The organism is Sphingomonas sp. RS6 (assembly GCF_054489705.1).
Genome location: NZ_JBTMWM010000005.1, coordinates 96,865 through 119,281, shown reverse-complemented (window position 1 = coordinate 119,281; position 22,417 = coordinate 96,865). Strand labels below are relative to the sequence as shown.

Here is a 22,417-nt window from a genome sequence, read left to right as displayed (position 1 = left end):
GCCGGACGAGACAATTTGGCCACGCGCCTGCAAGTTTATCATCATGGAGATTGTCGGCGGATGACTAAAACGGCTTTGATCACCGGTGTTACCGGTCAGGATGGGGCGTATCTCGCCGAACTGCTGCTTTCCAAGGGCTATGTCGTACACGGCATCAAGCGGCGTTCGTCGTCGTTCAACACCGGTCGGATCGAGCATCTGTACCAGGATCCGCACGTCGATAACCCACGGTTCATTCTCCATTACGGCGATCTCACCGATTCGACCAACCTGATCCGCATCATCCAGCAGACCCAGCCCGACGAGATCTACAACCTCGCCGCGCAGAGCCACGTCCAGGTCAGCTTCGAGACGCCCGAATATACCGCCAATGCCGACGCGATCGGCACGCTGCGCATCCTTGAGGCGATCCGCATTCTCGGGCTGGAGAAGAAGACGCGCTTCTACCAGGCGTCGACGTCGGAGCTTTACGGCCTCGTCCAGGAAGTGCCGCAGAAGGAAACCACGCCCTTCTATCCGCGCAGCCCTTACGGCGTCGCCAAGCTCTATGGCTATTGGATCGTCGTCAATTATCGCGAGGCTTACGGTATCCACGCGTCGAACGGCATCCTGTTCAACCATGAAAGCCCGCTGCGCGGCGAAACCTTCGTCACGCGCAAGATCACCCGCGCGGTGTCGGCGATCAAGCTTGGGCTCCAGGACAAGCTCTATCTCGGCAATCTCGACGCCAAGCGCGACTGGGGCCATGCCCGCGAATATGTCCGCGGCATGTGGATGATGCTGCAACAGGACGAGCCGGACGATTATGTGCTCGCCACCGGTGAGACGACGCTGGTCCGCGATTTCGTCGGCCATGCATTCAACGAAGTCGGCATCGCGCTGCGCTGGGAAGGCGAGGGCATAGATGAAAAGGGCATCTGCACCGAAACCGGCAAGACGCTGGTCGAGGTCGATCCGCGCTATTTCCGCCCGACCGAGGTCGATCTGCTGATCGGCGATCCCACCAAGGCGCGGACCAAGCTCGGCTGGCACCACAATATCGGTTGGCAGGATCTCTGCGCCGAGATGGTCCGCGAGGACATGGTCCGCGTCGCGAAGGAGCAGCGTGGCAATGGCGAATAAGACGGGGCAGGCGGGCGGCTATTCGCTCGCCGGCAAGCGCGTCTGGGTCGCCGGCCATCGGGGGATGGTCGGCTCCGCGATCGTCCGCCGCCTGGCGCGCGAGGACTGCGAAATCCTGACGGTCGGCCGCGACCAGGTCGACCTCAAGGACCAGCGCCAGACGTTCGATTGGCTGGGCGAGGTGCGCCCGCACGCGGTGTTCCTGGCGGCGGCCAAGGTTGGCGGCATCCTCGCCAACGACACCTATCCGGCCGATTTCCTCTACGACAATCTCGCGATCGAGGCGAACATCATCGAAGGCGCGCGCCGCGCCGGCACCGAAAAGCTGCTGTTCCTCGGCTCCAGTTGCATCTACCCCAAATTCGCCGAACAGCCGATCGTCGAGGAGGCGCTGCTCACCGGACCGCTCGAACCGACCAACGAATGGTATGCGATCGCCAAGATCGCCGGCATCAAGCTCGCCCAGGCCTATCGCCGGCAGTACGGGCTCGACTTCATCTCGGCGATGCCGACCAATCTCTACGGCCCCGGCGACAATTTCGACCTGAATTCCAGCCATGTCCTGCCCGCGCTGATCCGCAAGGCGCATGAGGCAAAGCTGGCCGGCAAGCGCGATCTGCCGATCTGGGGCACCGGCACGCCGCGCCGCGAATTCCTCCACGCCGATGATTGCGCCGATGCCTGCGTCTATCTGATGCGGCATTATTCGGGCGAAACCCATGTCAATGTCGGCTCGGGCACCGATCTGACGATCTATGAGGTCGCGCAGATGATCTGCCAGGTCGTCGGGCTCGAAGGCGATATCCTCACCGATCCGACCAAGCCCGACGGCACCCCGCGCAAGCTGATGAGCGCGGATAAGCTGCGCGGGCTCGGCTGGGCACCGCGCATCGGCCTGCGCGACGGGCTGGAGGCAACCTATCGCTGGTTCCTGGAGCACGCCGCCGGATAAGCGGCGTGCTCGGCCGGATCACTGCACCAGCGACTTGATGAACTGCTTCAGCCGGATGCGCGGGCTATAGCGTTCGATGTCGATCACATGGCCGCGCGGCATGTGCGAGATCAGGCTGGCGATCTTGGAGAAGGTCGAGCTGCCCGGAAAGATCAGATAGTCGCACTCGGCGAGCAGGTACATGTCGACCAATGCTTCGACGGCGTTGTTCAGCCGGTCCGGGCATTCGGGGTTCTGGTGCATCGAAACGCCGCCCTCGGGGAACCATTTGGGCGTGGTCACGACCTTGGGATAGCGGCCGCGGATCATCGTCTCGGCATCCTTGTTGTCCGTCGCGAGAAAGATCAGCGCGTCGGGCTTCTGCTTGTGCAGCCGGTCGATGTGGCGCAGGAAATCGCGGATCGACGTCTTGCGATCCATGTAGCGGACATGGACGCCGATCACCTCGCCCGCGAACTCGGCGGCCTTGAACGCATCGACCTTCGCGCGGATCGCGTCGGACAGGACGATGTGTTGCTGGAGCACGCGCGCGATCACCTGATCGTCGCTCAGCCGCGCCCAATCCGCCCATTGCCCCTTGAAGTGCGGGCGCAGCAGCTTGATGTGCTGGGTATAGCTCCAGAACATCGCATAGCGTTCGGGATGATCGAGCCGTGACAGGTCGATCGAATAGTTGCGCCACAGCGTCGGCCCGCTGTGCTTTCCCTCGCCGAACTGCGTCACCATCTCGTCGGCCGACTTGTCGAGATGATCGATCCAGATCGGTGGCGCGACCGACGTTTCGGTCACGCCCGGCAGCGCCGACAGGCTGCCCTCGCACGCGAACAGCGCGTGAAAGACGTTCTCGCCCTCATTCGAATAGGTAAAATCCGACCAGTCGGGCACGAAGCGTCGGCCGCTCAGCTGCGCGTAAAGCCAGCCCGTGATCGCAGCCTGCATGCGATTGCCTAGCCCCGCCTTTCCCTTGACGCACAGATATTTGTCGGTCGGGTCGGCGATCATCCAATGCTCCTCAACAGGCCTGGCGGGGACCGCCGCGCCCTCTATTCCTGATCCTTGGCCCTGTGTGCAAGCATTGTTGGCCATTGCGTCCGCCCGCCCAGGCGCTAATCGCTGCACGCATGATCAAGCACGCCCTTTCCGTCACGCGCGACGGCGATTTCGCGCAATGGTACCAGACCGTCATCAGCGAAGCCGACATGGCCGAGGATTCGGGCGTGCGCGGCTGCATGGTCATCCGGCCATGGGGCTATGGCATCTGGGAGCGGATCCAGCGCCTGCTCGACGATCGCATCAAGGCGACGGGGCATGAGAATTGCTATTTCCCGCTGTTCATCCCGCTTTCCTATTTCGAGAAGGAAGCCGAGCATGTCGACGGCTTCGCCAAGGAAATGGCGGTCGTCACGCACCACCGCCTCGTCCAGAAGGACGGCCGGCTGGTGCCCGATCCCGAGGCGAAGCTTGAAGAACCGCTGGTCGTCCGTCCCACCTCGGAAACGGTGATCGGCGCGGCGATGTCGCGCTGGGTGCAAAGCTGGCGCGACCTGCCGGTGCTCATCAACCAATGGGCGAACGTCGTCCGCTGGGAAATGCGCACCCGCATGTTCCTGCGCACCGCCGAATTCCTGTGGCAGGAAGGGCATACCGCCCACGCCACGGTGGAAGAAGCGCAGGAAGAAACCCTCAAGATGCTCGAGGTCTATCGCAGCTTCGCCGAGGATTGCCTGGCGATGCCGGTGGTCGCGGGCGAGAAGCCGGAGAATGAGCGCTTCCCGGGCGCCGTCTCTACCTTCTCGATCGAGGCGATGATGCAGGACGGCAAGGCGCTGCAGGCCGGCACCTCGCACTTCCTGGGCACCACCTTCTCCTCGGCGCAGGACATCAAGTTCCAGAACTCCGAAGGCCAGTTCGAGCTGGCGCAGACGACCAGCTGGGGCGTCTCCACCCGCATGATCGGCGGGCTGATCATGGTGCACGGCGACGACGACGGCCTGCGCGTGCCGCCGATGGTGGCGCCGTGGCAGATCGTGATCGTGCCGATGCTGCGCGACCAGCCCGAGGATGCCGCGCTGATCGACTATTGCAAGTCGCTCCAGGCCGAGTTGGCCAAGCAGAGCGCGCTCGGCGAGCCCGTTCGCGCGCTGCTCGACCTCAAGGCGGTCAAGGCACAAACCAAGCGCTGGGGCTGGGTGAAGAAGGGCGCGCCGATCGTGATCGAGGTCGGCGGGCGCGACATGGCTGGCGGCAGCGTCTCGGTGATCCAGCGCAACAAGCTCTACCGCGAGGACGGCAAGCTCGATTCGCAGATCCTGCCGCGCGGCGACTTCGTGCTCGAAGCCGCGGCGATGCTGGAGAGCATCCAGCAGTCGCTGTACCTCGACGCGCGCGAGCGGCTGGAAGCCAACATCCGCCGCGACGTCACCGATTTCGAAACGCTGGCGGCGCATTTCGACGACAGCGCGAAATTCCCCGGCTGGGTCGAAGTGCAATGGGCCAAGCCGACCGGCGCCGAACTGGACGGCGTGGTCGAACGGCTCAAGGCGCTCAAGCTCACCGTCCGCAACGTGCCGGGCGATGCGGCAGGAGCCGACGGCGCGTGCATCTTCACCGGCAAGCCGGCGGTCGAACGCATCCTGGTGGCGCGCGCCTATTGAGAAAAATTCTCCCCGGAACGGGGAGGGGGACCGCCGCCGAAGGCGGTGGTGGAGGGGGCGCGCAGCGGGCGACGGCCTCGTGGGTGGCCCCCGCCACCAAGCCACTGCGCGCCTTGGTCCCCGCATCGTGCCGGGAAGGCGTGGGATGGACCCGACGTCCGCCCCTGCGCCCCGATCCTCCCCGGAACGGGGAGGGGGACCGCCGCCGAAGGCGGTGGTGGAGGGGGAACGCAGCGGGCGACGGCCTCGTGGACGGCCCCCTCCACCAAGAAGCTTCGCGTCTTGGTCCCCCTCCCCGTGCCGGGGAGGATCTTGATTGACGTGACGCCGGCCCCCTGCAACCACCGCAATCGCAAGGGGGCAAACCATGCGCGTGGTGCTGGCGACGATCGGGTCTCTGGGCGATCTCCATCCGTTCATCGCGATCGGGCGGGCGCTCTGGGCGCAGGGCGCGCAGGTCGTGCTGGCGGTGCCCGAGGATCATGTCGGCAAGGTTCGTGCCGCCGGGCTCGAAGCCGCGGCGATCCTGCCGGGCTATGCCACGATCTGCGATCGGCTGGGCCTTGCGCCCGAGGCCGTTGCGGCACGCGTCCTGGCCGATACCGGCTTCGTGCTCGACGAAATCCTGATGCCCTCGCTCGCGTCGAGCACGGCGGCGCTCGACGCGCTGGCGGAAGGGGCGGACGTGCTGGCCGGCTCGATCTTCGCGCTGGCCGCCGGGATCGTCGCGGAAAAGCGCGGCCTGCCGCTGGCGACGGTCGTGCTCCAGCCGATGACGCTGTTCTCCGCCTGGGAGCCGCCGGCTGCGCCCCGGTTCGAGGCGATGCGGCCGCACCCGCGCAGCCCGCTCGGCCGCAGCTGGAATCGGGCCGTGTACGCGCTGGTTCGCGGCGTTCTGCGTCGTCGCTATGCACAGCGGATCGATGCCGTGCGGGCGCAGCATGGGCTGGGCGGGGCAGAGGGCGCACCGATGCTCGATCCCGGCCGCGCCACCCGGGCGGTGCTGTGCTGCTGGTGGTCGGCGCTGGGCGCGCTGCCGCCCGATGCCCGCGCGGACGCGGCGCTGGTCGGTTTCCCCTTCTTCGACAGCCAAAGCGGTGCGGACGAACCGCTCGCGCCCGAACTCGATGCGTTTCTGCGCGCCGGGCCGCCGCCGCTGGTGTTTACGCTGGGCTCGTTCGTAGTCGCATCGGCCGGGCACTTCTATGACGAAGCGGCGGCGGCGGCCCGGCGGCTCGGCCTGCGCGCGGTGCTGTTGACCGGTCAGCCGGGCGCGCCGCGCCTCGATGGCGACTGTCTCTCGCTCGATTATGCCCCGCACTCGGCGGTCTTCCCCCATGCCGCCGCCATCATCCATCACGGCGGCATCGGCACGACGGGGCAGGCGCTAAGGGCCGGCCGTTCCCAGATCGTCGTGCCCCATTTCGGCGATCAGTTCGATAACGCCGCCCGGCTGCAACGCGCCGGCATCGGCGTGACCATCAAGCGGAAGGCATTCGCCGGCCCCCGCGCCGCCGAAGCGATTGCCCGCCACCTCGCCGATCCCTGCGCGCAACCCGCGGCGGAGCGGGCCGCGCGCATCATCGCGGGCGAAGACGGCGCGACCGATGCCGCCCGGCGGATCGCCGCCCTCGGCCGCCAGGCGCGCGCAGCTTGCCCCCCGCACCGAATCCCGCGATAGCGCGGCCCGTGCGTACGCTATTCTCCACCCTGCTCTACGAGCAGCCGCTGGGCGACGATGCCCTGATCGCCGAGCTCGAAGCCTCGTGCCTGCAACTGGCCGAGGACGATGCCGCCGGCCGCCGCTGGTGCCGCGAAAATCATTATCGCGGCTATACCAGCTATGCCTCGCTCGACGATCTGCCGATCCGCGATCCCGCCTTTGCCGATCTCAAGCGCCTGCTCGACAAGCATGTCGCCAAATTCGCCGCCGCCTGCGCGTTCGATCTCGGCGGGCGCAAGCTGAAGCTCGACAGCCTGTGGGTCAACGTGCTCGACGGCAAGGGCGGGCACGGCGCGCATATCCATCCGCACAGCGTCGTCTCGGGCACCGTCTATATCGCGCTGCCCCCCGGCGCGCGCGGGCTGAAGCTGGAGGATCCGCGGCTCGCGATGATGATGGCCGCGCCCACCCGGCTCGCCGACGCGCCCGAGCCGCTCCAGCCCTTCATCGAGGTCACGCCCGCCCCGGGCACCGTGCTGCTGTGGGAAAGCTGGCTCCGGCATGAAGTGCCGCCGGGCGCCGCGCGCGACAAGCGGATTAGCGTCAGCTTCAACTATCGCTGGTAAGCGGACGCCGGTGATCGGCGCAGGGAGGATTTGAATGGGTCTGCAAAGCATGGTCGACAAGGCGTTGACGAAGCTGGTGCGCAACCATGAGGAAAGCGCGTTCCTCCGCCGCCGCTTCGCGCGGCTCTACGGGATCGAGATCGGCGACTATAGCTATGGCGTGTTCGATCGCTGGCGCATCCCGCCGGGCACGCGCATCGGCCGCTATTGCTCGTTCGCGGGATCGGCGCTGATCATCTCGGCCAATCATCCGATGGATGCGCTGTCGACCCACCCGATCTGCTACCTCAAGGCGCGCGGGGTGATTGATCGCGATCGTGTCGTCGCGCAGCCGACGATCGTCGAGGACGATGTGTGGCTCGGCCATCACGCGATCATCACGCCGGGCTGCAAGCATATCGGGCGCGGCGCGGTGATCGGGGCAGGGGCGGTGGTGACGCGCGACGTGCCGCCCTATGCGATCGTCGCCGGCAACCCCGCCAAGCTGATCCGCCACCGTTTCGAACCCGAGGTGATCGAGGCGATCGAGCGCACCCGCTGGTGGACGTTCGATCGCGTGGCGCTGGCACAGGCGGCGCGGCTGGCGCCCGATTTCGCGATTCGCCCGACGGTCGACAATGCGGCGGCGTTCGGCGCGGCGCTCCCGGCCACCTAAGCCGCCGGGTGGCGCGCGAGCCAGTCGGCGATCCGCGCGGCCACGCCCGCATCGGCCCTCAGCCCCAGCTTGCTGCGCCGCCACAGCACATCTTCGGCGGTTCGCGCCCATTCCTCGCCCTGCAGCCAGTGCAGCTCGATCTCGTTCAGCCCCAGGCCCAGTTCCTCGCCGAGCCCCGGCGCATCGGTCACGCCGTCCAGCATCTCGGCGAGCCGCGTGCCATAGGCATGCGCCATTCGTGCCGCCCGCGCGTCACCCAGGAACGGCCAGCGTGTGCGGCACTGCTCGACGAACGCGTCGATTCCCGCGATCGCTCCGCCGGGAAACACGCGCGCCCGCGTCATCGGCTCGGCCGCAAGGCCCAGCGCCGGCGCCAGCCGCGCCACCGCCTCCTCGGCCAGCGCGCGCGCGGTGGTGATCTTGCCGCCGAATACCGAAAGCAGCGGTGCGCCCGCCGCGTCGAGATCGAGATGATAATCGCGCGTCACCGCCTGCGCTGCGGCCTTGCCGTCGTCATACAACGCACGCACGCCCGACCAGTCGCTAACGATGTCGCCGCGCCCGATCCGCGCCCGGAAATAGCGATTGGCCGCATCGCACAGATAGTCGCGCTCGGCATCGGAACAGACCGCATCCTCGGGCCGGTCGACCGGCACGTCGGTGGTGCCGATCGCGGTGAACCGATCGGCATAGGGGATCGTGAAGACGATGCGCCGGTCGGGCTGCTGGAGGATGTACGCATGGTCGCCGTCGTACAGGCGGGGTACGACGATATGGCTGCCCTTCACCAGCCGCACCTGCGCAGCGGTGGCGACGCCGATCCGGTCGAGCAGCGCGCGCACCCATGGCCCGGCGGCATTGACCAGCGCGCGCGTCTCGATGCGGCCGCCGTCCGACAGCGTCGCCGTCCAGCCGCGCTCGGTCCGCGTCGCGCCGGTCAGCGCGGTGCGAGTGGCGATCCGCGCGCCGTTCGCGGCGGCGTCCACCGCGTTGGCGATCGTCAGCCGCGCATCGTCGACCCAGGCGTCGAAATAGACGAAGCCGCGCGGCCTCCCGTGCAACGGGCCTGCCAGCGCGTGCTCGCCGCGCCGCAGCGATCGCGAACGCGGCAGCGACGATCGCCCGGCGAGCAGGTCATAGAGCCACAGCCCCGCGCGGATCATCCACCACGGACGCACCGCATGGGCGTGCGGCAGCACGAACGCCATCGGCCGGATCAGGTGCGGCGCGGCGGCGATCAGCCGTTCGCGCTCGTGCAGCGCCTCGCGCACCAGCCGGAACTCATATTGCTCCAGATAGCGCAGCCCGCCATGGATCAGCTTGCTCGACGCCGACGAGGTGTGCGCGGCAAGATCGTCCTTCTCCACCAGCATCACCCGCCAGCCGTTCAGCGCCGCCTCGCGCGCGATCGCGCAGCCGTTGATTCCGCCGCCGATGATGAGAAGGTCCAGGTCCACAAACCCATCCTAGGGCGCGCGCAGGGGCCATGCGAGTCCGCGATTGGTTTGCGTGGGCCGATTCCCTATGTTGGGGCTACATGGCAAAGAACAGAACAAGCGCAGGGCTGCCGTCGCGGCAACAGATCCTCGATTTCATCACCGCGTCGGATACGCCCGCCGGCAAGCGCGAGATCGCGCGCGCCTTTGGCCTGAGCGCGCAGGACAAGATCCGGCTCAAGGCGCTGCTCAAGGACATGAGCGACGAAGGGCTGATCGACATCGCCCCCGGCCGCGCCTTTCACAAGATGGGCGGCGTGCCCAAGGTGACGGTGCTGCGCATCACCGATGCCGATGGCGATACCACCTGGGCGGTGCCCGAGAAATGGGAGGCCGAACACGTCCCCGCGCCCCGGCTGCGCGTGCGCGAACCGCGCGGCAAGCGTTCGGCGCTGGGCGTGGGCGACCGCATCCTCGCGCGCACCGAAGAAGCCGGCAATGGCTGGATCGCGCATCCGATGAAGAAGCTCGCGCGCGGCGAGGAACTGATGCTCGGCGTGCTCCACGAAGAGGGTGGCAAGCTCTGGCTCCAGGGCGTCGAGAAGAAGGAACGGCACAGCTGGCCGGTGTCCGATGCCGGCGCGGCCGAGGTCGGCGATCTGGTGCTTGCCGAAAAGAGCGGGCGGCCGCCGCGGATCAGCGCGAAGGTGGTCGAACGGCTCGGCGATCCGTTCGCGCCGCGCAGCTTCTCGCTGATCGCGATCCACCGCCACGGCATTCCCAACGTGTTTTCGGAAGAACTGCTCGACGAGGCGGGCCGCGTCGCCGCCCAGCCGCTTGGCGACGAGCGCGAGGATCTGCGCCATCTGCCGATCGTCGCGATCGATCCGGCCGATGCGCGCGACCATGACGATGCGGTCTGGGCGATGCCCGACGACGATCCGGCCAATGAGGGCGGGTGGAAGGCGATCGTCGCGATCGCCGACGTCTCCTTCTACGTCCGGCCGGGGTCGGAACTCGACCGCGAGGCGCGCAAGCGGGGCAATTCGGTCTATTTCCCCGATCGCGTCGTGCCGATGCTGCCCGAAATCCTCTCGGCCGATGTCTGCTCGCTCAAGGAAGGCGTCGATCGCGCCGCGCTCGCCTGTCATCTTCAGGTGACGAAGAACGGCGCGCTCAAGCACTGGCGGTTCAGTCGCGCGCTGGTTCGCATCGCCGCCAACATCGCCTATGAAGACGCGCAGGCGGCGATCGACGGCACCGTCGATCACCCGCTCACCGAAACCGCGCTGCGGCCGCTCTGGGGCTGCTGGGCCGCGCTCAACACCGCGCGCGAGAAGCGCGAGCCGCTCGATCTCGACCTCCCCGAACGCCGCATCGTCCTTGACGAAAAGGGCCGCATCCTCTCGGTCGCCCCGCGCGAGCGGCTCGATGCGCACAAGCTGATCGAGGATTACATGATCGCCGCCAATGTCGCGGCGGCCAAGGCGCTCGAGGCGAAGAAGACGCCGGTGATGTACCGCATCCACGAGCCGCCCGCGCGCGAGAAGCTCGTCGCGCTCAAGGAATATCTCAAGACCTTCGGCGTCGAATTCGCGCTCGGCCAGGTAATCCGCCCGGGCACGTTCAACAACATCCTCGCCCGCATCGAGGAGGAGGATTTCCGTCCCCAGGTGATGGAACAGGTGCTGCGCAGTCAGACCCAGGCCTATTACGGCCCCGAAAATGTCGGCCATTTCGGGCTGTCGCTCGGCTCCTATGCGCATTTCACTTCGCCAATCCGGCGCTATGCCGATCTCGTCGTCCATCGCGCGCTGGTCGCCGCCTATGCGCTCGGCCCCGGCGGGCTGACCGCCGAGGAGGCCGGGTCGATGGACCGGATCGGCGACGCGATCTCGAAGCTCGAACGCCGCGCGATGGAGGCCGAGCGCGAGACGATCGACCGCTATGTCGCCGCCTATCTCGCGACGCATGTGGGCGAGGTGATGCCGGCGCGGATCACCGGCGTCCAGAGCTTCGGCTTCTTCGCGACGGTGGAGGGCGTCGGCGGCGACGGGCTGGTGCCAGCGCGTGACCTCGGCAGCGAATATTTCCACTTCGACGAGGCGGGCAAGCGGCTGGTCGGCGAACAGAGCGGCGAGGCATTCACGGTCGGCCAGCACATCGACCTCCGGCTGGTCGAGGCCAATCCGGTCACCGGCGCGCTGCGCTTCGAACTGCCCGACGGCAAGGGTTCGGCCGGCGGCCGTGCCATGCCCGATCGGCGCGGCAAGGCGGTGCCGCGCAACCTCAAGCGGCGCGGTCGTCCGGCCAATATCCGGCATCAGGGGCGCAAGCGCTGAGGACGAAGGCGAGACAGCGCTGTCGAAATCGGTACAATAATGGTTGTATCGCGCTAAAAGGCGCATCGCCCAGCCGAGATTTCGGCTGCCAACCAGACCGGTGCGAGAGGTAAATCGATGGCTAACCGTCCGACGATCAAGGAAGTTTCGAAGATCGCGGGCGTGTCGTTCAAGACCGTGTCGCGCGTGCTCAACAATGAAAAGCACGTCAGCGAGGAAACCCGGCGCCGCGTCGAGGAGGTTGTCGCCCGGCTCAATTTCCGGCCGAGCCATGCCGCGCGCACGCTGGCGGGGCGCAAGTCGTTCCAGGTCGCGCTGCTCTATGACAATCCCAGCCCCTATTATGTCTTCCACATCCAGGCCGGCGCGCTCGAACGCTGCACCGAACTCGGCTATCGCCTGCTGATGCAGCCGCTCGACAGCGGCTCGCCCGGCGTCGTCCAGGACGTGCTGGCGCTGGTCGATGAAGCGCATCTCGACGGGCTGATCCTGTCGCCGCCGCTCACCGAATCCTCGGCGCTGCTCGATGCGCTCGATGCGCGCGGGCTGCCCTATGTCCGCATCGCGCCGGGCGTGCGAAAGGGGCATGGGCTGGCGACCGGCATGGACGATATCGCCGCCGCGCGGGAGATCGTCCGCCATCTGATCGATCAGGGGCATCGCTCGATCGGCTTCATCAGCGGGCCGGAAAGCCATGTCTCGTCGGCCGATCGTCTGGCCGGCTATCGTGCCGAATTGGCGGCGCATGGCATCGCCTTCGATCCCGCGCTGGTCGTCGCCGGCGATTACAGCTTCGCCTCGGGCGGGCAGGCGGCGCGCGCGATGCTCGCGCGCGATCCCCGGCCGACCGCGATCTTCGCCGGTAATGACGACATGGCGGCCGGCGCGCTGGCGGCCGCGCACGAATCGGATGTCGCGGTCCCCGATGCGCTGTCGATCGCGGGCTTCGACGATTCGGATCTCGCCCGCGCGGTGTGGCCGCCGCTCACCACGATCCGCCAGCCGGTGCGCGAACTCGCCTATGCCGCCGCCGGCCTGATGCTCGACGGCACGCCCGGTCGGACGCAGCTGACGCTGGGGCACGAACTGATGGTCCGCGCCACCACCGGGCCGGCGCCCACGCGCTGACCGGCGGCGGACGAGTCCCGATCGGGGACGCCGTTAACCATGTTTTTCAATGGTCCGATTTCTAAACAAAGCGTTAACATCGGGCCATGCAACGCCAACTCGTCATCGAGGGCACGCCTCGTCGCCACCCGTTCCGCCAGCACGTTCGCCGGGCGAGCGCCCGTCAGCGCCGCGCGAGCGAGGACAGCGATCTGCGCCTGTTCGTGCTGAGCTTCACTGCCTTTTTCGTGTGCTTCTACACCTTCCTGCTCTGAGCTTCCCGCCGCGGTAACGGCGCCGGCTCAGTCGGGCAGGTGTTCCAGCGGCTCGCGCGGCACGTCGCCCGCCAGGTGCAGCCGATGCGCGCACCAGGCAGAGGCGAGCGCCAGCCCGACCACGACCCAGATCGCATCCTCGACTGCGATGCCCGGTATCTTGGTGAGGCCCAGGATGCCCACCGATCCCAGCACCATCGCGCCCGAATTGACGATGTTGTTCGCTGCCACCGTGCGTGCCGTCTGCGATTTTTCCACCGTGGTGGTGAGGAACGCATAGAGCGGCACGACGAACATGCCGCCGGTGATCGCGATCATCGCCAGGTCGGCCAGCACGCGCCACGCCGCCGGATGCTCGATGAACAGGATCGTCTTGAGCAGCGGCCCGTCATGCACCGGCCAGAAGCGCGCCGCGAAGTGGAAATCGACGACGAACACCGCCATCGCCAGCACGGACGGCACCGCATAGCGCGCCGAGACATGGCCCTTGAGCAGCCGGTTGATGACCACCGATCCGATCGCGATGCCGACCGAGAAGATACCCAGGAACACGCTCGCCACGTCCTTCTGCGCGTGGAACACGTTCTTGACCAGCGGCGGGAACAGCACTGCCAGCACCGCCGCGATCGACCAGAACACGCTGATCGAGACGATCGCGAGGAACAGGCGGCGGATGTGCATCGTGCCCGAGATCAGGTGCGCCGAGGATCGGAAGATGTTGTAGTCGATCTTCAGCTTCACCAGCGGCGGGGCAGGGGGGATGCGAAGCGACGCGAACCACCCGGTGATCGCCACCAGGATCACGCCCACCGCCGCGGCATGCGCGCTGATCAGCCCGCCGGCGATCGTGCCGCACAGGATCGCGATATAGGTGCCCGCCTCGATCATGCCGGTGCCGCCCAGCACGTCGTCCTCGTTCAGGTGCAGCGGCAGGATCGCGTATTTGATCGGCCCGAAAAAGGTCGAGTGGATGCCCATGCCCACCAGCGCGGCGAGCATCAGCGGCAGGTTCTTCAGGAAGATGCCCGCCGATCCGACGATCATGATGACCACTTCGGCGGCCTTGATGATCCGCATGATCCGCGCCTTGTCGTAACTGTCGGCCAGCTGGCCGGCGAGCGCGGAGAACAGGAAGAAGGGCAGGATGAAGATGCCGGTGGCGATCGCGCTGAACTGCGTCTCCGCCTCGACCGAATTGTAGATCTGGTAGGTCGCGAAGAAGATCATCGCGTTCTTGAACAGATTGTCGTTGAACGCGCCCAGGAACTGCGTGACGAACAGGGGCAGGAACCGGCGCTCCTTCATGAGCCCGAGCGCACCGATCATCCGATAAAAGCTCCCACCAGCGGCTGCGCCGCCCATTGGGGTGCGGCATAGCCGAGCCGGGCCGCGTCCATCAATGGCTTATTCCGGTACGCCGCATCGTCGAACCCCGCGCGGCGGTCGCGCGTTGACCCCTCCCGCTGGCCGCTGGAGGATGCTACGGCTCTGATATGTTGACGCTTCCCAACATCCTCACGCTGTCGCGCATCCTCGCGGTGCCGCTGTTGGTCGGCTTTCTCTGGTGGCCGCACTGGGCGCCGGGTTTCGCGATCGCGTTCGCGCTCTACTGCCTGATGGGGGTGACGGACTATTTCGACGGCTATCTGGCGCGCGCGCAGGGCACGGTGTCGAAACTGGGGGTGTTCCTCGATCCGATCGCCGACAAGATCATGGTCGCCGCAGTGATCCTGATCCTGGTGGCAAAGGGCGCAATCGCCGATTTCCACGTCATCGCCGCGCTGGTGATCCTGCTGCGCGAGATCGCCGTGTCGGGCCTGCGCGAGTTTCTGGGCGGGCTGCGCGTGTCGGTGCCGGTCTCGCGCCTTGCGAAGTGGAAGACGACGTTCCAGCTCGTCTCGCTCGGCGCGCTGATCCTCGCCGGCGCGGTGCCCGAATGGCCATTGGTGCTCGTCACCGGGCTCGTCACGCTATGGGTGGCGGCGGCGCTCACCGCGATCACCGGCTGGGACTATCTCCGCGTCGGCCTGCGGCATATGGACAGCTGATGGCGATGCAGTTGCTCTATTTCGCCTGGGTGCGCGAACGGATCGGCTGCGGCGAGGAGCGGATCGACCCGCCTGAGGACGTGCGCAGCGTCGCCGATCTGATCGCCTGGCTGGCCACGCGCAGCGACGGCCATGCCGCCGCGCTCGCCGAGCCCGATCGGCTGCGCACCGCGATCGACCAGCGCTTCGTCCCGCTCGACGCGCCGCTGGCCGGCGCGCGCGAAGTGGCGATCTTCCCGCCGGTGACGGGCGGATGATCCGCGTCTCGGTCGATCCCGCGCCGATCGAACTGTCGGTCGAGATCGCGGCGCTCGAGGAGCGCGGGGCGGGCGGCGTCGCCAGCTTCACCGGCGTCGTCCGCGGCGATGACGGCGTCACCGCGCTCGAACTCGAACATTATCCCGGCATGACCGAAGCGTCGCTGTGTGCGCTCGCCGAAAGCGCGCTCGCGCGCTGGGATCTGCTCGGCGTCACGATCGTCCACCGCGTCGGCCGGATGGCGGCGGGTGAGCGGATCGTATTCGTCGGCACCGCCGCCAGCCGCCGCGCCGCCGCGCTCGATGCCTGCGCCTTCCTGATCGACCGGCTCAAGACCGAGGCGCCGTTCTGGAAGCGCGAATGGCGCGGCCAGGCGGCAAGCTGGGTCGAGCCCCGCGCCAGCGACGATGCCGCCGCCGCGCGCTGGGGCGAGGGCGAGGACGGGGGTCAGGGCGCGGCATAGCCGCCGAAGGCTACCCGCTTTGGGATTGCCGCCGGCCCCGGGAGGGGGCGTCGCTTGGCGCAACGGGGCGTTTGATGTATGAAGCTAGCTCCAGCAGCAACCTCGCCTGCGCCGCTTGACAGGGTGGCCGCTGGCGCATATGTGCCGCATCTTCCGAAACAGTGATGTCCGGCGACGCTGCTGCGCGTGCGTCGTGCCACCGCATTTCGGATGCAACGCTACGAGATGGGGTGTCTGCGGCCATGCGGCGCCCCGTGGAGCTGGGAGAATAAACTTCATGGCACGTATTGCGGGTGTCAACATCCCGACCAACAAGCGCGTCGTTATCGCGCTGCAGTATATCCACGGCATTGGCGCGGCCAAGGCCAAGGAAATCACCGCCAAGCTGGAAATCGCCCCCGAGCGTCGCGTGCAGGACCTGAGCGATCAGGAAGTGCTGCAGATCCGCGAAGCGATCGACGCCGGCTACACCGTGGAAGGCGATCTGCGTCGCCAGACCGCGATGAACATCAAGCGTCTGATGGACCTCGCCTGCTATCGTGGCCTGCGCCACCGCAAGGGTCTGCCGGTCCGTGGCCAGCGCACGCACACCAATGCGCGCACCCGCAAGGGCAAGGCCAAGCCGATCGCCGGTAAGAAGAAGTAATTCGCGCGGGGCGCCCGTCGCTCCGCCGAAGCCGGTGCTTCCGCGAGTGACCGCTCCACGGATTAGGGATAAAGGTCCAGAAAATGGCACGTGAACCGCAGCGCATTCGCCGTCGCGAACGCAAGAACATCACCGCCGGCGTCGCCCATGTGAACGCCAGCTTCAACAACACCATGATCACCATCACCGATGCGCAGGGCAACGCGATCTCCTGGTCGTCGGCCGGCATGATGGGCTTCAAGGGCTCGCGCAAGTCGACCCCGTATGCGGCCCAGGTCGCCGCCGAAGACGCCGGCCGCAAGGCCGCCGAGCACGGCGTGCGCACCCTCGAGGTCGAGGTGAAGGGTCCGGGTTCGGGCCGCGAATCGGCGCTCCGTGCGCTGCAGGCGGTCGGCTTCCAGATCACCTCGATCCGTGACGTGACGCCGATCCCGCACAACGGCGTGCGTCCCTCGAAGCGCCGTCGCGTCTGATACGTCCTGCTTGTGCCGCGGGCCCTGAGGCGGGCCTGCGGTCTTGCAGTAGTTACCTGGCGGGGGAAGCCTCACCCCCGCCCAACATGAGGAAAGCCCGTGTCGGTCAACGCTAAGAACTGGCAGGAACTCAAGAAGCCCAACGGCCTCGAGAAGAAGCCCGGGGGCGATTCCAAGCGCAAGTCGACCTTCGTCGCCGAACCGCTTGAGCGCGGCTTCGGCCTGACGCTCGGCAATGCGCTGCGTCGCGTGCTGCTTTCGTCGCTTCAGGGTGCCGCCGTCACCTCGATCAAGATCGAGAATGTGCTGCACGAATTCTCGTCGCTCGCCGGCGTGCGTGAGGACGTCACGGACATCGTCCTGAACGTCAAGCAGATCGCGCTGCGCATGCAGGGCGAAGGCGCCAAGCGGCTCCAGCTGTCCGCCACCGGCCCTGCCGAGGTGAAGGCTGGCGACATCGCCGTGTCGGGCGACATCGAAGTGATGAACCCCGAGCTGGTGATCTGCCATCTCGACGACGGCGCGACGCTCAACATGGAACTCACCGCCGACACCGGCAAGGGCTATGTCCCGGCCGTGGCGAACCGTCCGGCCGATGCGCCGATCGGCCTGATCCCGGTCGACGCGCTGTTCAGCCCGGTGCGTCAGGTGTCGTACAAGGTCGAGAACACCCGCGTCGGGCAGGAACTCGATTTCGACAAGCTCACGCTGACGCTCGAAACCGACGGCACCGTCACCCCGGAGGACGCGCTCGCCTATGCCGCGCGCATCCTGCAGGATCAGCTGGCGCTGTTCGTCCATTTCGACGACTCCTCGATCACCCGTGCGGCCCCGGTGGGCGGCATGGCTCCGGCGGCAGCGCCGGCGGAAGGTGGCGCGGGCGATGCCGCGCAGATCAACCGCTATCTGCTCAAGAAGGTCGACGAGCTCGAACTGTCGGTCCGTTCGGCCAACTGCCTCAAGAACGACAACATCATCTATATCGGCGATCTGGTCCAGAAGACCGAGGCCGAGATGCTGCGCACGCCGAACTTCGGCCGCAAGTCGCTCAACGAGATCAAGGAAGTCCTCTCCAGCATGGGCCTGCGCCTGGGCATGGAAATCCCGGGCTGGCCGCCTGAGAATATCGAGGAAATGGCCAAGAAGCTCGAGCAGGAGATCATGGGCTGAGCCTCGCGTCCGGGATTGGCGTTGCCGATCCCGGGCTGATCGCGAGGTGCGGCTGACGACGCGGTTCTGCCGCGTCGGCCATGTGTGAAGTTTGCGACGTTGAAGTTCGCACGAGTGTGAACTTTGGCAACTTTGGGTTTTGGGCGGTGGCCCATATTCGCACCGCCTGGCTGGGGGTACCGTCAAACGGCCCCCTGACGAACGAAGGGAAGATATCATGCGTCATCGTTACGGCGGCCGTAAGCTGCAGCGTACCTCGGCTCACCGCCAGGCCCTGTTCCGCAACATGTCGGCCGCGCTGATCAAGCACGAGCAGATCACCACCACCGTCGCCAAGGCGAAGGAACTGCGCCCCTACGTCGAAAAGCTGATCACCCTCGCCAAGAAGGGTGGCCTGTCGAACCGTCGTCTGGCGCATGCCCGTCTGCTGGACGACGCTCAGCTGGTGAAGCTGTTCGACGTGCTGGCCGCCCGCTATGCCGATCGCAACGGCGGCTACACCCGCATCATCAAGGCCGGCATCCGCGCGTCGGACGCCTCGCCGATGGCGATCATCGAATTCGTCGATCGCGACGTTTCGGCCAAGGGCCAGGATTCGGGTCCGGTGATGACCGATGAGGATTTCGACGAAGCCGCCTGATCGGGCGCGCATCGCTTGCGAAGTAGGAAAGGCCGGGCCATCAGGGCTCGGCCTTTTTCGTTTGTGGAGCCGTCATGCGCCGATCGTCCTTCGTCCTCCCCATGATCCTCGCCGCGGCCCCGGCCTTCGCCCAGACCCAGGAGACCCAAGTGAAGCTCGCCTATCCCGAGACGCGTCGTGTCGACGTGGTCGACGAACAGTTCGGTGTGAAGGTCGCGGATCCCTATCGCTGGCTCGAAAACGATGTCCGCAACGATGCGGAGGTCGCCAACTGGGTCGCGGCGGAAAACAAGGTCACCGACGCCTATCTGGCGACGCTTCCCGGTCGTGACGCGCTGAAGGCGCGGATCAAGCAACTGTTCGACTATGAACGGTTCGGCTTGCCCGAGCGCAAGGGCGGCCATTATTTCTACGCGCACAACAGCGGCCTGCAAAATCAGGCGGTGCTGTTCGTCCGCGATTCGCTCGATGGTCCGGGCCGCGTGCTGATCGATCCCAATGGCTGGTCGCAGGACGGCGCGACGGCGCTCGCCGAATGGCTGCCGAGCGAGGATGGCAAGCTGCTCGCCTATTCGGTGCAGGATGGCGGCACCGACTGGCGCACGATCAAGGTGCTCGATGTCGCCACCGGCAAGGATACGGGCGATACCGTCGGCTGGGCAAAGTTCACGATGGGCGCATCCTGGGCCAAGGACGGCAGCGGCTTTTTCTATTCGCGCTATCCCGAGCCGCCCGCCGACGCCAAGTTCCAGGCGCTGAACGAGAATCACCGCGTCTATTTCCACAAGCTCGGCACGCCGCAATCGGCCGACCGGCTGGTCTATGAAACGCCGGCGCAGCCGAAGCAGAGCCACTATGCCGGCATCACCGATGACGGCCGGTATCTGGTGGTGAGCACCAGCGAGGGGACCGACAACAAGAACCTCGTTCACATCATCGACCTGACCGACCCGGCGTGGAAGGCGCGCACGATCATCGGCACGCTGGCCAATGAATGGTCGGTGGTCGGCAATGTCGGCACCAAATTCTGGTTCGCGACCGATGCCGGCGCGCCGCGCCAGCGCATCGTGACGATCGACCTCGCCGATCCCGCGCTCACGCCGAACGAAGTGGTGCCCGAGCAGAAGGAAACGCTGGCCGGTGCCTCGATCGTCGGCGATCGGCTGATCCTCAGCTACATGGTCGACGCCGCCACCGAGGTGCGCCGCTACCGGCTCGACGGCACGCCCGATGGCAAGGTTGCGCTGCCCGGCATCGGCACGGCCAGCGGCTTTGGCGGCGAGCGCGACAATGGCGAAACCTTCTTCGCCTTCACCAGCTTCAACTATCCGACGACGATCTTCCGCTACGAAGTCGCCAGCGGCAAGGCGACGCCGTGGGCGAAGCCCAAGGTCGCGTTCAATCCTGACGATTATGCCGTCGAACAGCGCTTCTACGCCTCGAAGGATGGCACCCGCGTGCCGATGTTCATCGTCCGCAAGAAGAGCGTCACCGGGCCGGCGCCGACGATCCTCTACGGCTATGGCGGGTTCAACATTCCGATCACGCCGGGCTTCTCGGCCGGGCGGCTCGCCTGGCTGGAGCAGGGCGGGGTGTTCGTCGTCGCCAACATCCGTGGCGGCGGCGAATATGGCAAGGCATGGCACGACGGCGGGCGGCTGGCGAACAAGCAGAATGTGTTCGACGATTTCATCGCGGCGGGCGAGTTCCTGATCGCTGAGGGCTTCACCGGCAAGGGCCAGCTCGCGATCCAGGGCGGCTCCAACGGCGGCCTGCTGGTCGGCGCCGTCACCAACCAGCGCCCGGACCTGTTCGCCGCGGCGCTGCCCGCGGTGGGGGTGATGGACATGACCCGCTTCGATCGGTTCACCGCCGGCCGCTACTGGGTTGATGATTATGGCTATCCGTCGAAGGAAGCCGATTTCAGGCGGCTCTACGCCTATTCGCCCTATCACAATATCAGGAGCGGCATGGACTATCCGGCGATCCTGGTGAGCACGGCGGACACCGACGATCGCGTCGTGCCGGGCCACAGCTTCAAATACACCGCCGCGCTCCAGCATGCGGCGATCGGCGACAAGCCGCACCTGATCCGCATCGAAACCCGCGCCGGCCACGGCTCGGGCAAGCCTACGGACAAGGTGATCGAGGAAACGGCCGACCTCTGGGCATTCGCCGCGAAGTGGACGGGGCTGGCGATCAAGTGAGGGCAAGGCGCGGGTCTTTTCAGGCCCGCGCCCCTTTGACAGCCAGGCGTGCGCTGCCTATCGGCCAGCCATGACGCTCCAGCACACCGACTCCATCCTGATCGTCGATTTCGGCAGCCAGGTGACCCAGCTGATCGCGCGCCGCGTTCGCGAGGCCGGGGTCTATTCCGAGATCGCCCCCTTCACCACTGCTGCCGAGGCTTTCGCCCGCATGCAGCCCAAGGGCGTGATCCTTTCCGGCTCGCCGGCCTCGGTGCTCGACGAGGGCAGCCCCCGCGTGCCGCAGGAAATCTTCGACAGCGGCCTGCCGGTGCTCGGCATCTGTTACGGCGAGCAAGTGATGATGCACCAGCTTGGCGGCGAAGTGGTGCAGGGCGATAGCGGCGAATTCGGCCGCGCTTTCATTGAGATCGCCGATGGCTGCGCACTGTTCGACGGGCTGTGGCAGACCGGCGAGAGCCATCAGGTGTGGATGAGCCACGGCGACAAGGTGGCGAGCCTCGCCCCCGGCTTCCGCCCGGTCGCGGCCAGCCCCGGCGCGCCCTATGCGGTGATCGCCAATGACGAGCGCCGCTACTATGCAATGCAGTTCCACCCCGAAGTGGTCCACACCCCCGATGGCGCGAAACTGCTGGCGAACTTCGTGCGCCATGTCTGCGGCTTGTCGGGCGACTGGACCATGGCCGAGTTCCGCGCCGCCAAGATTGCCGAAATCCGCGCGCAGGTTGGCGACGGCAAGGTGATCTGCGGCCTGTCGGGCGGCGTCGATTCCGCGGTGGCCGCGGTGCTGATCCATGAGGCGATCGGCGACCAGCTGACCTGCGTGTTTGTCGACCACGGCCTGATGCGGGCGGGCGAGGCGGACCAGGTGGTCAGCCTGTTCCGCGGCCATTACAACATCCCGCTCGTCCATGTGAATGCCGAGACGCTGTTCCTGAACGGCCTGGCCGGCGTCACCGACCCCGAGGCGAAGCGCAAGTTCATCGGCAAGACCTTCATCGATGTGTTCGAGGAAGAGGCGCGCAAGATCGGCGGCGCTGATTTCCTCGCTCAGGGCACGCTCTACCCGGACGTGATCGAAAGCGTAAGCTTCACCGGCGGCCCGTCGGTGACGATCAAGAGCCACCACAATGTCGGCGGCCTGCCGGCGCGGATGAACATGAAGCTCGTCGAACCCTTGCGCGAGCTGTTCAAGGACGAGGTCCGCGCGCTGGGCCGCGAACTGGGCCTGCCGGACGTGTTCGTCGGCCGCCACCCGTTCCCGGGGCCGGGCCTGGCGATCCGCATTCCGGGCGAAGTCACCAAGGAACGCTGCGACATCCTGCGCAAGGCCGATGCGATCTACCTCGAGGAGATCCGCAATGCCGGCCTCTATGACGCGATCTGGCAGGCGTTCGCGGTACTCACACCGGTGCGCAGCGTCGGCGTGATGGGCGACGGCCGCACCTATGACAGCGTGCTGGCACTGCGAGCGGTGACCTCGATCGACGGCATGACCGCCGAGGCGTTCGAGTTCCCCGGCGGCTTCCTGCCGCGGGTGGCGACCCGCATCGTCAACGAGGTGCGCGGCGTGAACCGGGTGACCTACGACTATACGAGCAAGCCGCCCGGCACGATCGAGTGGGAATGATCCCACGTCCGCGTCAGGCGCATCCTTAGCGGTGACGGTTGCGTGCGCTG

General features: G+C 66.8%; 21 protein-coding genes. 18 read left to right on the top strand and 3 right to left on the bottom strand.

Translation table 11 applies throughout. The features are described from left to right. Nucleotides 1-60 precede the first annotated feature (60 nt). Together gmd and fcl are read left to right on the top strand one after the other, a co-directional pair. Nucleotides 61-1,122: a GDP-mannose 4,6-dehydratase gene (gmd, locus tag ACX40Y_RS11305; RefSeq protein ID WP_459119665.1), complete on the top strand. Its 1,062-nt coding sequence runs from the start codon at nucleotides 61-63 to the stop codon at nucleotides 1,120-1,122. Next, nucleotides 1,112-2,074 carry a GDP-L-fucose synthase gene (gene fcl, locus ACX40Y_RS11300; RefSeq protein ID WP_459119664.1) on the top strand — a complete coding sequence of 321 codons (963 nt, stop codon included), beginning with the start codon at nucleotides 1,112-1,114 and terminating at the stop codon, nucleotides 2,072-2,074. The genes gmd and fcl overlap by 11 nt, the downstream gene beginning before the upstream one ends. Before the next feature lie 18 nt (nucleotides 2,075-2,092). On the opposite strand, the gene ACX40Y_RS11295 is transcribed toward fcl, so the two are convergent. Beyond that, nucleotides 2,093-3,076 (bottom strand): nodulation protein NodZ, encoded by a 984-nt coding sequence (locus tag ACX40Y_RS11295; protein ID WP_459119663.1) that lies wholly within the window; start codon nucleotides 3,074-3,076, stop codon nucleotides 2,093-2,095. 119 nt (nucleotides 3,077-3,195) lie between these two features. Between ACX40Y_RS11295 and proS the strand changes: the two genes are divergently transcribed. The 4 genes from proS (at nucleotide 3,196) to ACX40Y_RS11275 (ending at nucleotide 7,672) form a co-directional block, all read left to right on the top strand. Next, nucleotides 3,196-4,728: a proline--tRNA ligase gene (proS, locus tag ACX40Y_RS11290; protein WP_459119662.1), complete on the top strand. Its 1,533-nt coding sequence runs from the start codon at nucleotides 3,196-3,198 to the stop codon at nucleotides 4,726-4,728. 367 nt (nucleotides 4,729-5,095) lie between these two features. Next, nucleotides 5,096-6,409: a glycosyltransferase gene (locus ACX40Y_RS11285; protein WP_459119661.1), complete on the top strand. Its 1,314-nt coding sequence runs from the start codon at nucleotides 5,096-5,098 to the stop codon at nucleotides 6,407-6,409. Nucleotides 6,410-6,417: 8 nt separating this feature from the next. Further along, nucleotides 6,418-7,017, top strand: coding sequence for a TIGR02466 family protein (locus tag ACX40Y_RS11280; protein WP_459119660.1), 600 nt, complete (start codon nucleotides 6,418-6,420; stop codon nucleotides 7,015-7,017). 34 nt (nucleotides 7,018-7,051) lie between these two features. Next, nucleotides 7,052-7,672 (top strand): CatB-related O-acetyltransferase, encoded by a 621-nt coding sequence (locus ACX40Y_RS11275; RefSeq protein WP_459119659.1) that lies wholly within the window; start codon nucleotides 7,052-7,054, stop codon nucleotides 7,670-7,672. Here ACX40Y_RS11275 and glpD read toward each other — a convergent pair. Further along, nucleotides 7,669-9,129: a glycerol-3-phosphate dehydrogenase gene (glpD, locus tag ACX40Y_RS11270; RefSeq protein WP_459119658.1), complete on the bottom strand. Its 1,461-nt coding sequence runs from the start codon at nucleotides 9,127-9,129 to the stop codon at nucleotides 7,669-7,671. The genes ACX40Y_RS11275 and glpD overlap by 4 nt on opposite strands. A gap of 80 nt (nucleotides 9,130-9,209) precedes the next feature. Between glpD and rnr the strand changes: the two genes are divergently transcribed. From rnr to ACX40Y_RS11255, 3 genes are all read left to right on the top strand, one after another. Continuing rightward, nucleotides 9,210-11,450 carry a ribonuclease R gene (gene rnr, locus ACX40Y_RS11265; protein ID WP_459119657.1) on the top strand — a complete coding sequence of 747 codons (2,241 nt, stop codon included), beginning with the start codon at nucleotides 9,210-9,212 and terminating at the stop codon, nucleotides 11,448-11,450. A 117-nt stretch (nucleotides 11,451-11,567) separates the two neighbouring features. Next, the gene (locus tag ACX40Y_RS11260; protein ID WP_459119656.1) at nucleotides 11,568-12,578 is read left to right on the top strand and encodes a LacI family DNA-binding transcriptional regulator; all 1,011 of its coding nucleotides are present in this window, start codon (nucleotides 11,568-11,570) and stop codon (nucleotides 12,576-12,578) included. A gap of 86 nt (nucleotides 12,579-12,664) precedes the next feature. After that, nucleotides 12,665-12,832, top strand: a complete 168-nt coding sequence (locus ACX40Y_RS11255) for a hypothetical protein (RefSeq protein ID WP_459119655.1) — start codon at nucleotides 12,665-12,667, stop codon at nucleotides 12,830-12,832. A 27-nt stretch (nucleotides 12,833-12,859) separates the two neighbouring features. On the opposite strand, the gene ACX40Y_RS11250 is transcribed toward ACX40Y_RS11255, so the two are convergent. Beyond that, nucleotides 12,860-14,158, bottom strand: a complete 1,299-nt coding sequence (locus ACX40Y_RS11250; protein WP_459119654.1) for an MFS transporter — start codon at nucleotides 14,156-14,158, stop codon at nucleotides 12,860-12,862. A 167-nt stretch (nucleotides 14,159-14,325) separates the two neighbouring features. On the opposite strand from ACX40Y_RS11250, the gene pgsA reads away from it, so the two are divergent. From pgsA to guaA, 9 genes are all read left to right on the top strand, one after another. Continuing rightward, a complete protein-coding gene (gene pgsA, locus ACX40Y_RS11245; protein ID WP_459119653.1) occupies nucleotides 14,326-14,880 on the top strand; it encodes a CDP-diacylglycerol--glycerol-3-phosphate 3-phosphatidyltransferase in 555 nt (184 codons plus the stop codon). Continuing rightward, nucleotides 14,880-15,137 (top strand): molybdopterin converting factor subunit 1, encoded by a 258-nt coding sequence (gene moaD, locus ACX40Y_RS11240; protein ID WP_459119652.1) that lies wholly within the window; start codon nucleotides 14,880-14,882, stop codon nucleotides 15,135-15,137. The genes pgsA and moaD overlap by 1 nt, the downstream gene beginning before the upstream one ends. Then, nucleotides 15,134-15,601 carry a molybdenum cofactor biosynthesis protein MoaE gene (locus ACX40Y_RS11235; protein ID WP_459119651.1) on the top strand — a complete coding sequence of 156 codons (468 nt, stop codon included), beginning with the start codon at nucleotides 15,134-15,136 and terminating at the stop codon, nucleotides 15,599-15,601. Before moaD ends, ACX40Y_RS11235 begins: the two co-directional genes overlap by 4 nt. A 277-nt stretch (nucleotides 15,602-15,878) precedes the next feature. Continuing rightward, entirely contained in the window at nucleotides 15,879-16,247 is a 369-nt protein-coding gene (gene rpsM, locus ACX40Y_RS11230) for a 30S ribosomal protein S13 (RefSeq protein WP_459119650.1), read from the top strand. Between the two features lie 83 nt (nucleotides 16,248-16,330). Further along, on the top strand, nucleotides 16,331-16,720 hold the full coding sequence (gene rpsK / locus ACX40Y_RS11225; protein ID WP_010545745.1) for a 30S ribosomal protein S11: 390 nt from the start codon (nucleotides 16,331-16,333) through the stop codon (nucleotides 16,718-16,720). A 99-nt stretch (nucleotides 16,721-16,819) separates the two neighbouring features. Next, nucleotides 16,820-17,890, top strand: coding sequence for a DNA-directed RNA polymerase subunit alpha (locus tag ACX40Y_RS11220; protein ID WP_459119649.1), 1,071 nt, complete (start codon nucleotides 16,820-16,822; stop codon nucleotides 17,888-17,890). Nucleotides 17,891-18,107: 217 nt separating this feature from the next. Continuing rightward, nucleotides 18,108-18,530: a 50S ribosomal protein L17 gene (rplQ, locus tag ACX40Y_RS11215; protein WP_459119648.1), complete on the top strand. Its 423-nt coding sequence runs from the start codon at nucleotides 18,108-18,110 to the stop codon at nucleotides 18,528-18,530. Between the two features lie 74 nt (nucleotides 18,531-18,604). Then, nucleotides 18,605-20,737 carry a prolyl oligopeptidase family serine peptidase gene (locus ACX40Y_RS11210; protein WP_459119647.1) on the top strand — a complete coding sequence of 711 codons (2,133 nt, stop codon included), beginning with the start codon at nucleotides 18,605-18,607 and terminating at the stop codon, nucleotides 20,735-20,737. Between the two features lie 70 nt (nucleotides 20,738-20,807). Next, entirely contained in the window at nucleotides 20,808-22,367 is a 1,560-nt protein-coding gene (gene guaA / locus ACX40Y_RS11205; protein ID WP_459119646.1) for a glutamine-hydrolyzing GMP synthase, read from the top strand. The last annotated feature ends 50 nt before the right edge of the window (nucleotides 22,368-22,417 follow it).

What these genes read in the sequence shown, in the direction of transcription:
- ACX40Y_RS11235 (WP_459119651.1), top strand. Translation starts at nt 15,134, where the DNA reads ATGATCCGCGTCTCGGTCGATCCCGCGCCGATCGAACTGTCGGTCGAG.
- ACX40Y_RS11275 (WP_459119659.1), top strand. Translation starts at nt 7,052, where the DNA reads ATGGGTCTGCAAAGCATGGTCGACAAGGCGTTGACGAAGCTGGTGCGC.
- proS (WP_459119662.1), top strand. Translation starts at nt 3,196, where the DNA reads ATGATCAAGCACGCCCTTTCCGTCACGCGCGACGGCGATTTCGCGCAA.
- rpsM (WP_459119650.1), top strand. Translation starts at nt 15,879, where the DNA reads ATGGCACGTATTGCGGGTGTCAACATCCCGACCAACAAGCGCGTCGTT.
- ACX40Y_RS11210 (WP_459119647.1), top strand. Translation starts at nt 18,605, where the DNA reads ATGCGCCGATCGTCCTTCGTCCTCCCCATGATCCTCGCCGCGGCCCCG.
- guaA (WP_459119646.1), top strand. Translation starts at nt 20,808, where the DNA reads ATGACGCTCCAGCACACCGACTCCATCCTGATCGTCGATTTCGGCAGC.
- pgsA (WP_459119653.1), top strand. Translation starts at nt 14,326, where the DNA reads ATGTTGACGCTTCCCAACATCCTCACGCTGTCGCGCATCCTCGCGGTG.
- ACX40Y_RS11250 (WP_459119654.1), bottom strand. Translation starts at nt 14,158, where the DNA reads ATGATCGGTGCGCTCGGGCTCATGAAGGAGCGCCGGTTCCTGCCCCTG.
- gmd (WP_459119665.1), top strand. Translation starts at nt 61, where the DNA reads ATGACTAAAACGGCTTTGATCACCGGTGTTACCGGTCAGGATGGGGCG.
- rplQ (WP_459119648.1), top strand. Translation starts at nt 18,108, where the DNA reads ATGCGTCATCGTTACGGCGGCCGTAAGCTGCAGCGTACCTCGGCTCAC.
- ACX40Y_RS11255 (WP_459119655.1), top strand. Translation starts at nt 12,665, where the DNA reads ATGCAACGCCAACTCGTCATCGAGGGCACGCCTCGTCGCCACCCGTTC.
- fcl (WP_459119664.1), top strand. Translation starts at nt 1,112, where the DNA reads ATGGCGAATAAGACGGGGCAGGCGGGCGGCTATTCGCTCGCCGGCAAG.
- rpsK (WP_010545745.1), top strand. Translation starts at nt 16,331, where the DNA reads ATGGCACGTGAACCGCAGCGCATTCGCCGTCGCGAACGCAAGAACATC.
- ACX40Y_RS11285 (WP_459119661.1), top strand. Translation starts at nt 5,096, where the DNA reads ATGCGCGTGGTGCTGGCGACGATCGGGTCTCTGGGCGATCTCCATCCG.
- ACX40Y_RS11260 (WP_459119656.1), top strand. Translation starts at nt 11,568, where the DNA reads ATGGCTAACCGTCCGACGATCAAGGAAGTTTCGAAGATCGCGGGCGTG.
- ACX40Y_RS11295 (WP_459119663.1), bottom strand. Translation starts at nt 3,076, where the DNA reads ATGATCGCCGACCCGACCGACAAATATCTGTGCGTCAAGGGAAAGGCG.
- moaD (WP_459119652.1), top strand. Translation starts at nt 14,880, where the DNA reads ATGGCGATGCAGTTGCTCTATTTCGCCTGGGTGCGCGAACGGATCGGC.
- rnr (WP_459119657.1), top strand. Translation starts at nt 9,210, where the DNA reads ATGGCAAAGAACAGAACAAGCGCAGGGCTGCCGTCGCGGCAACAGATC.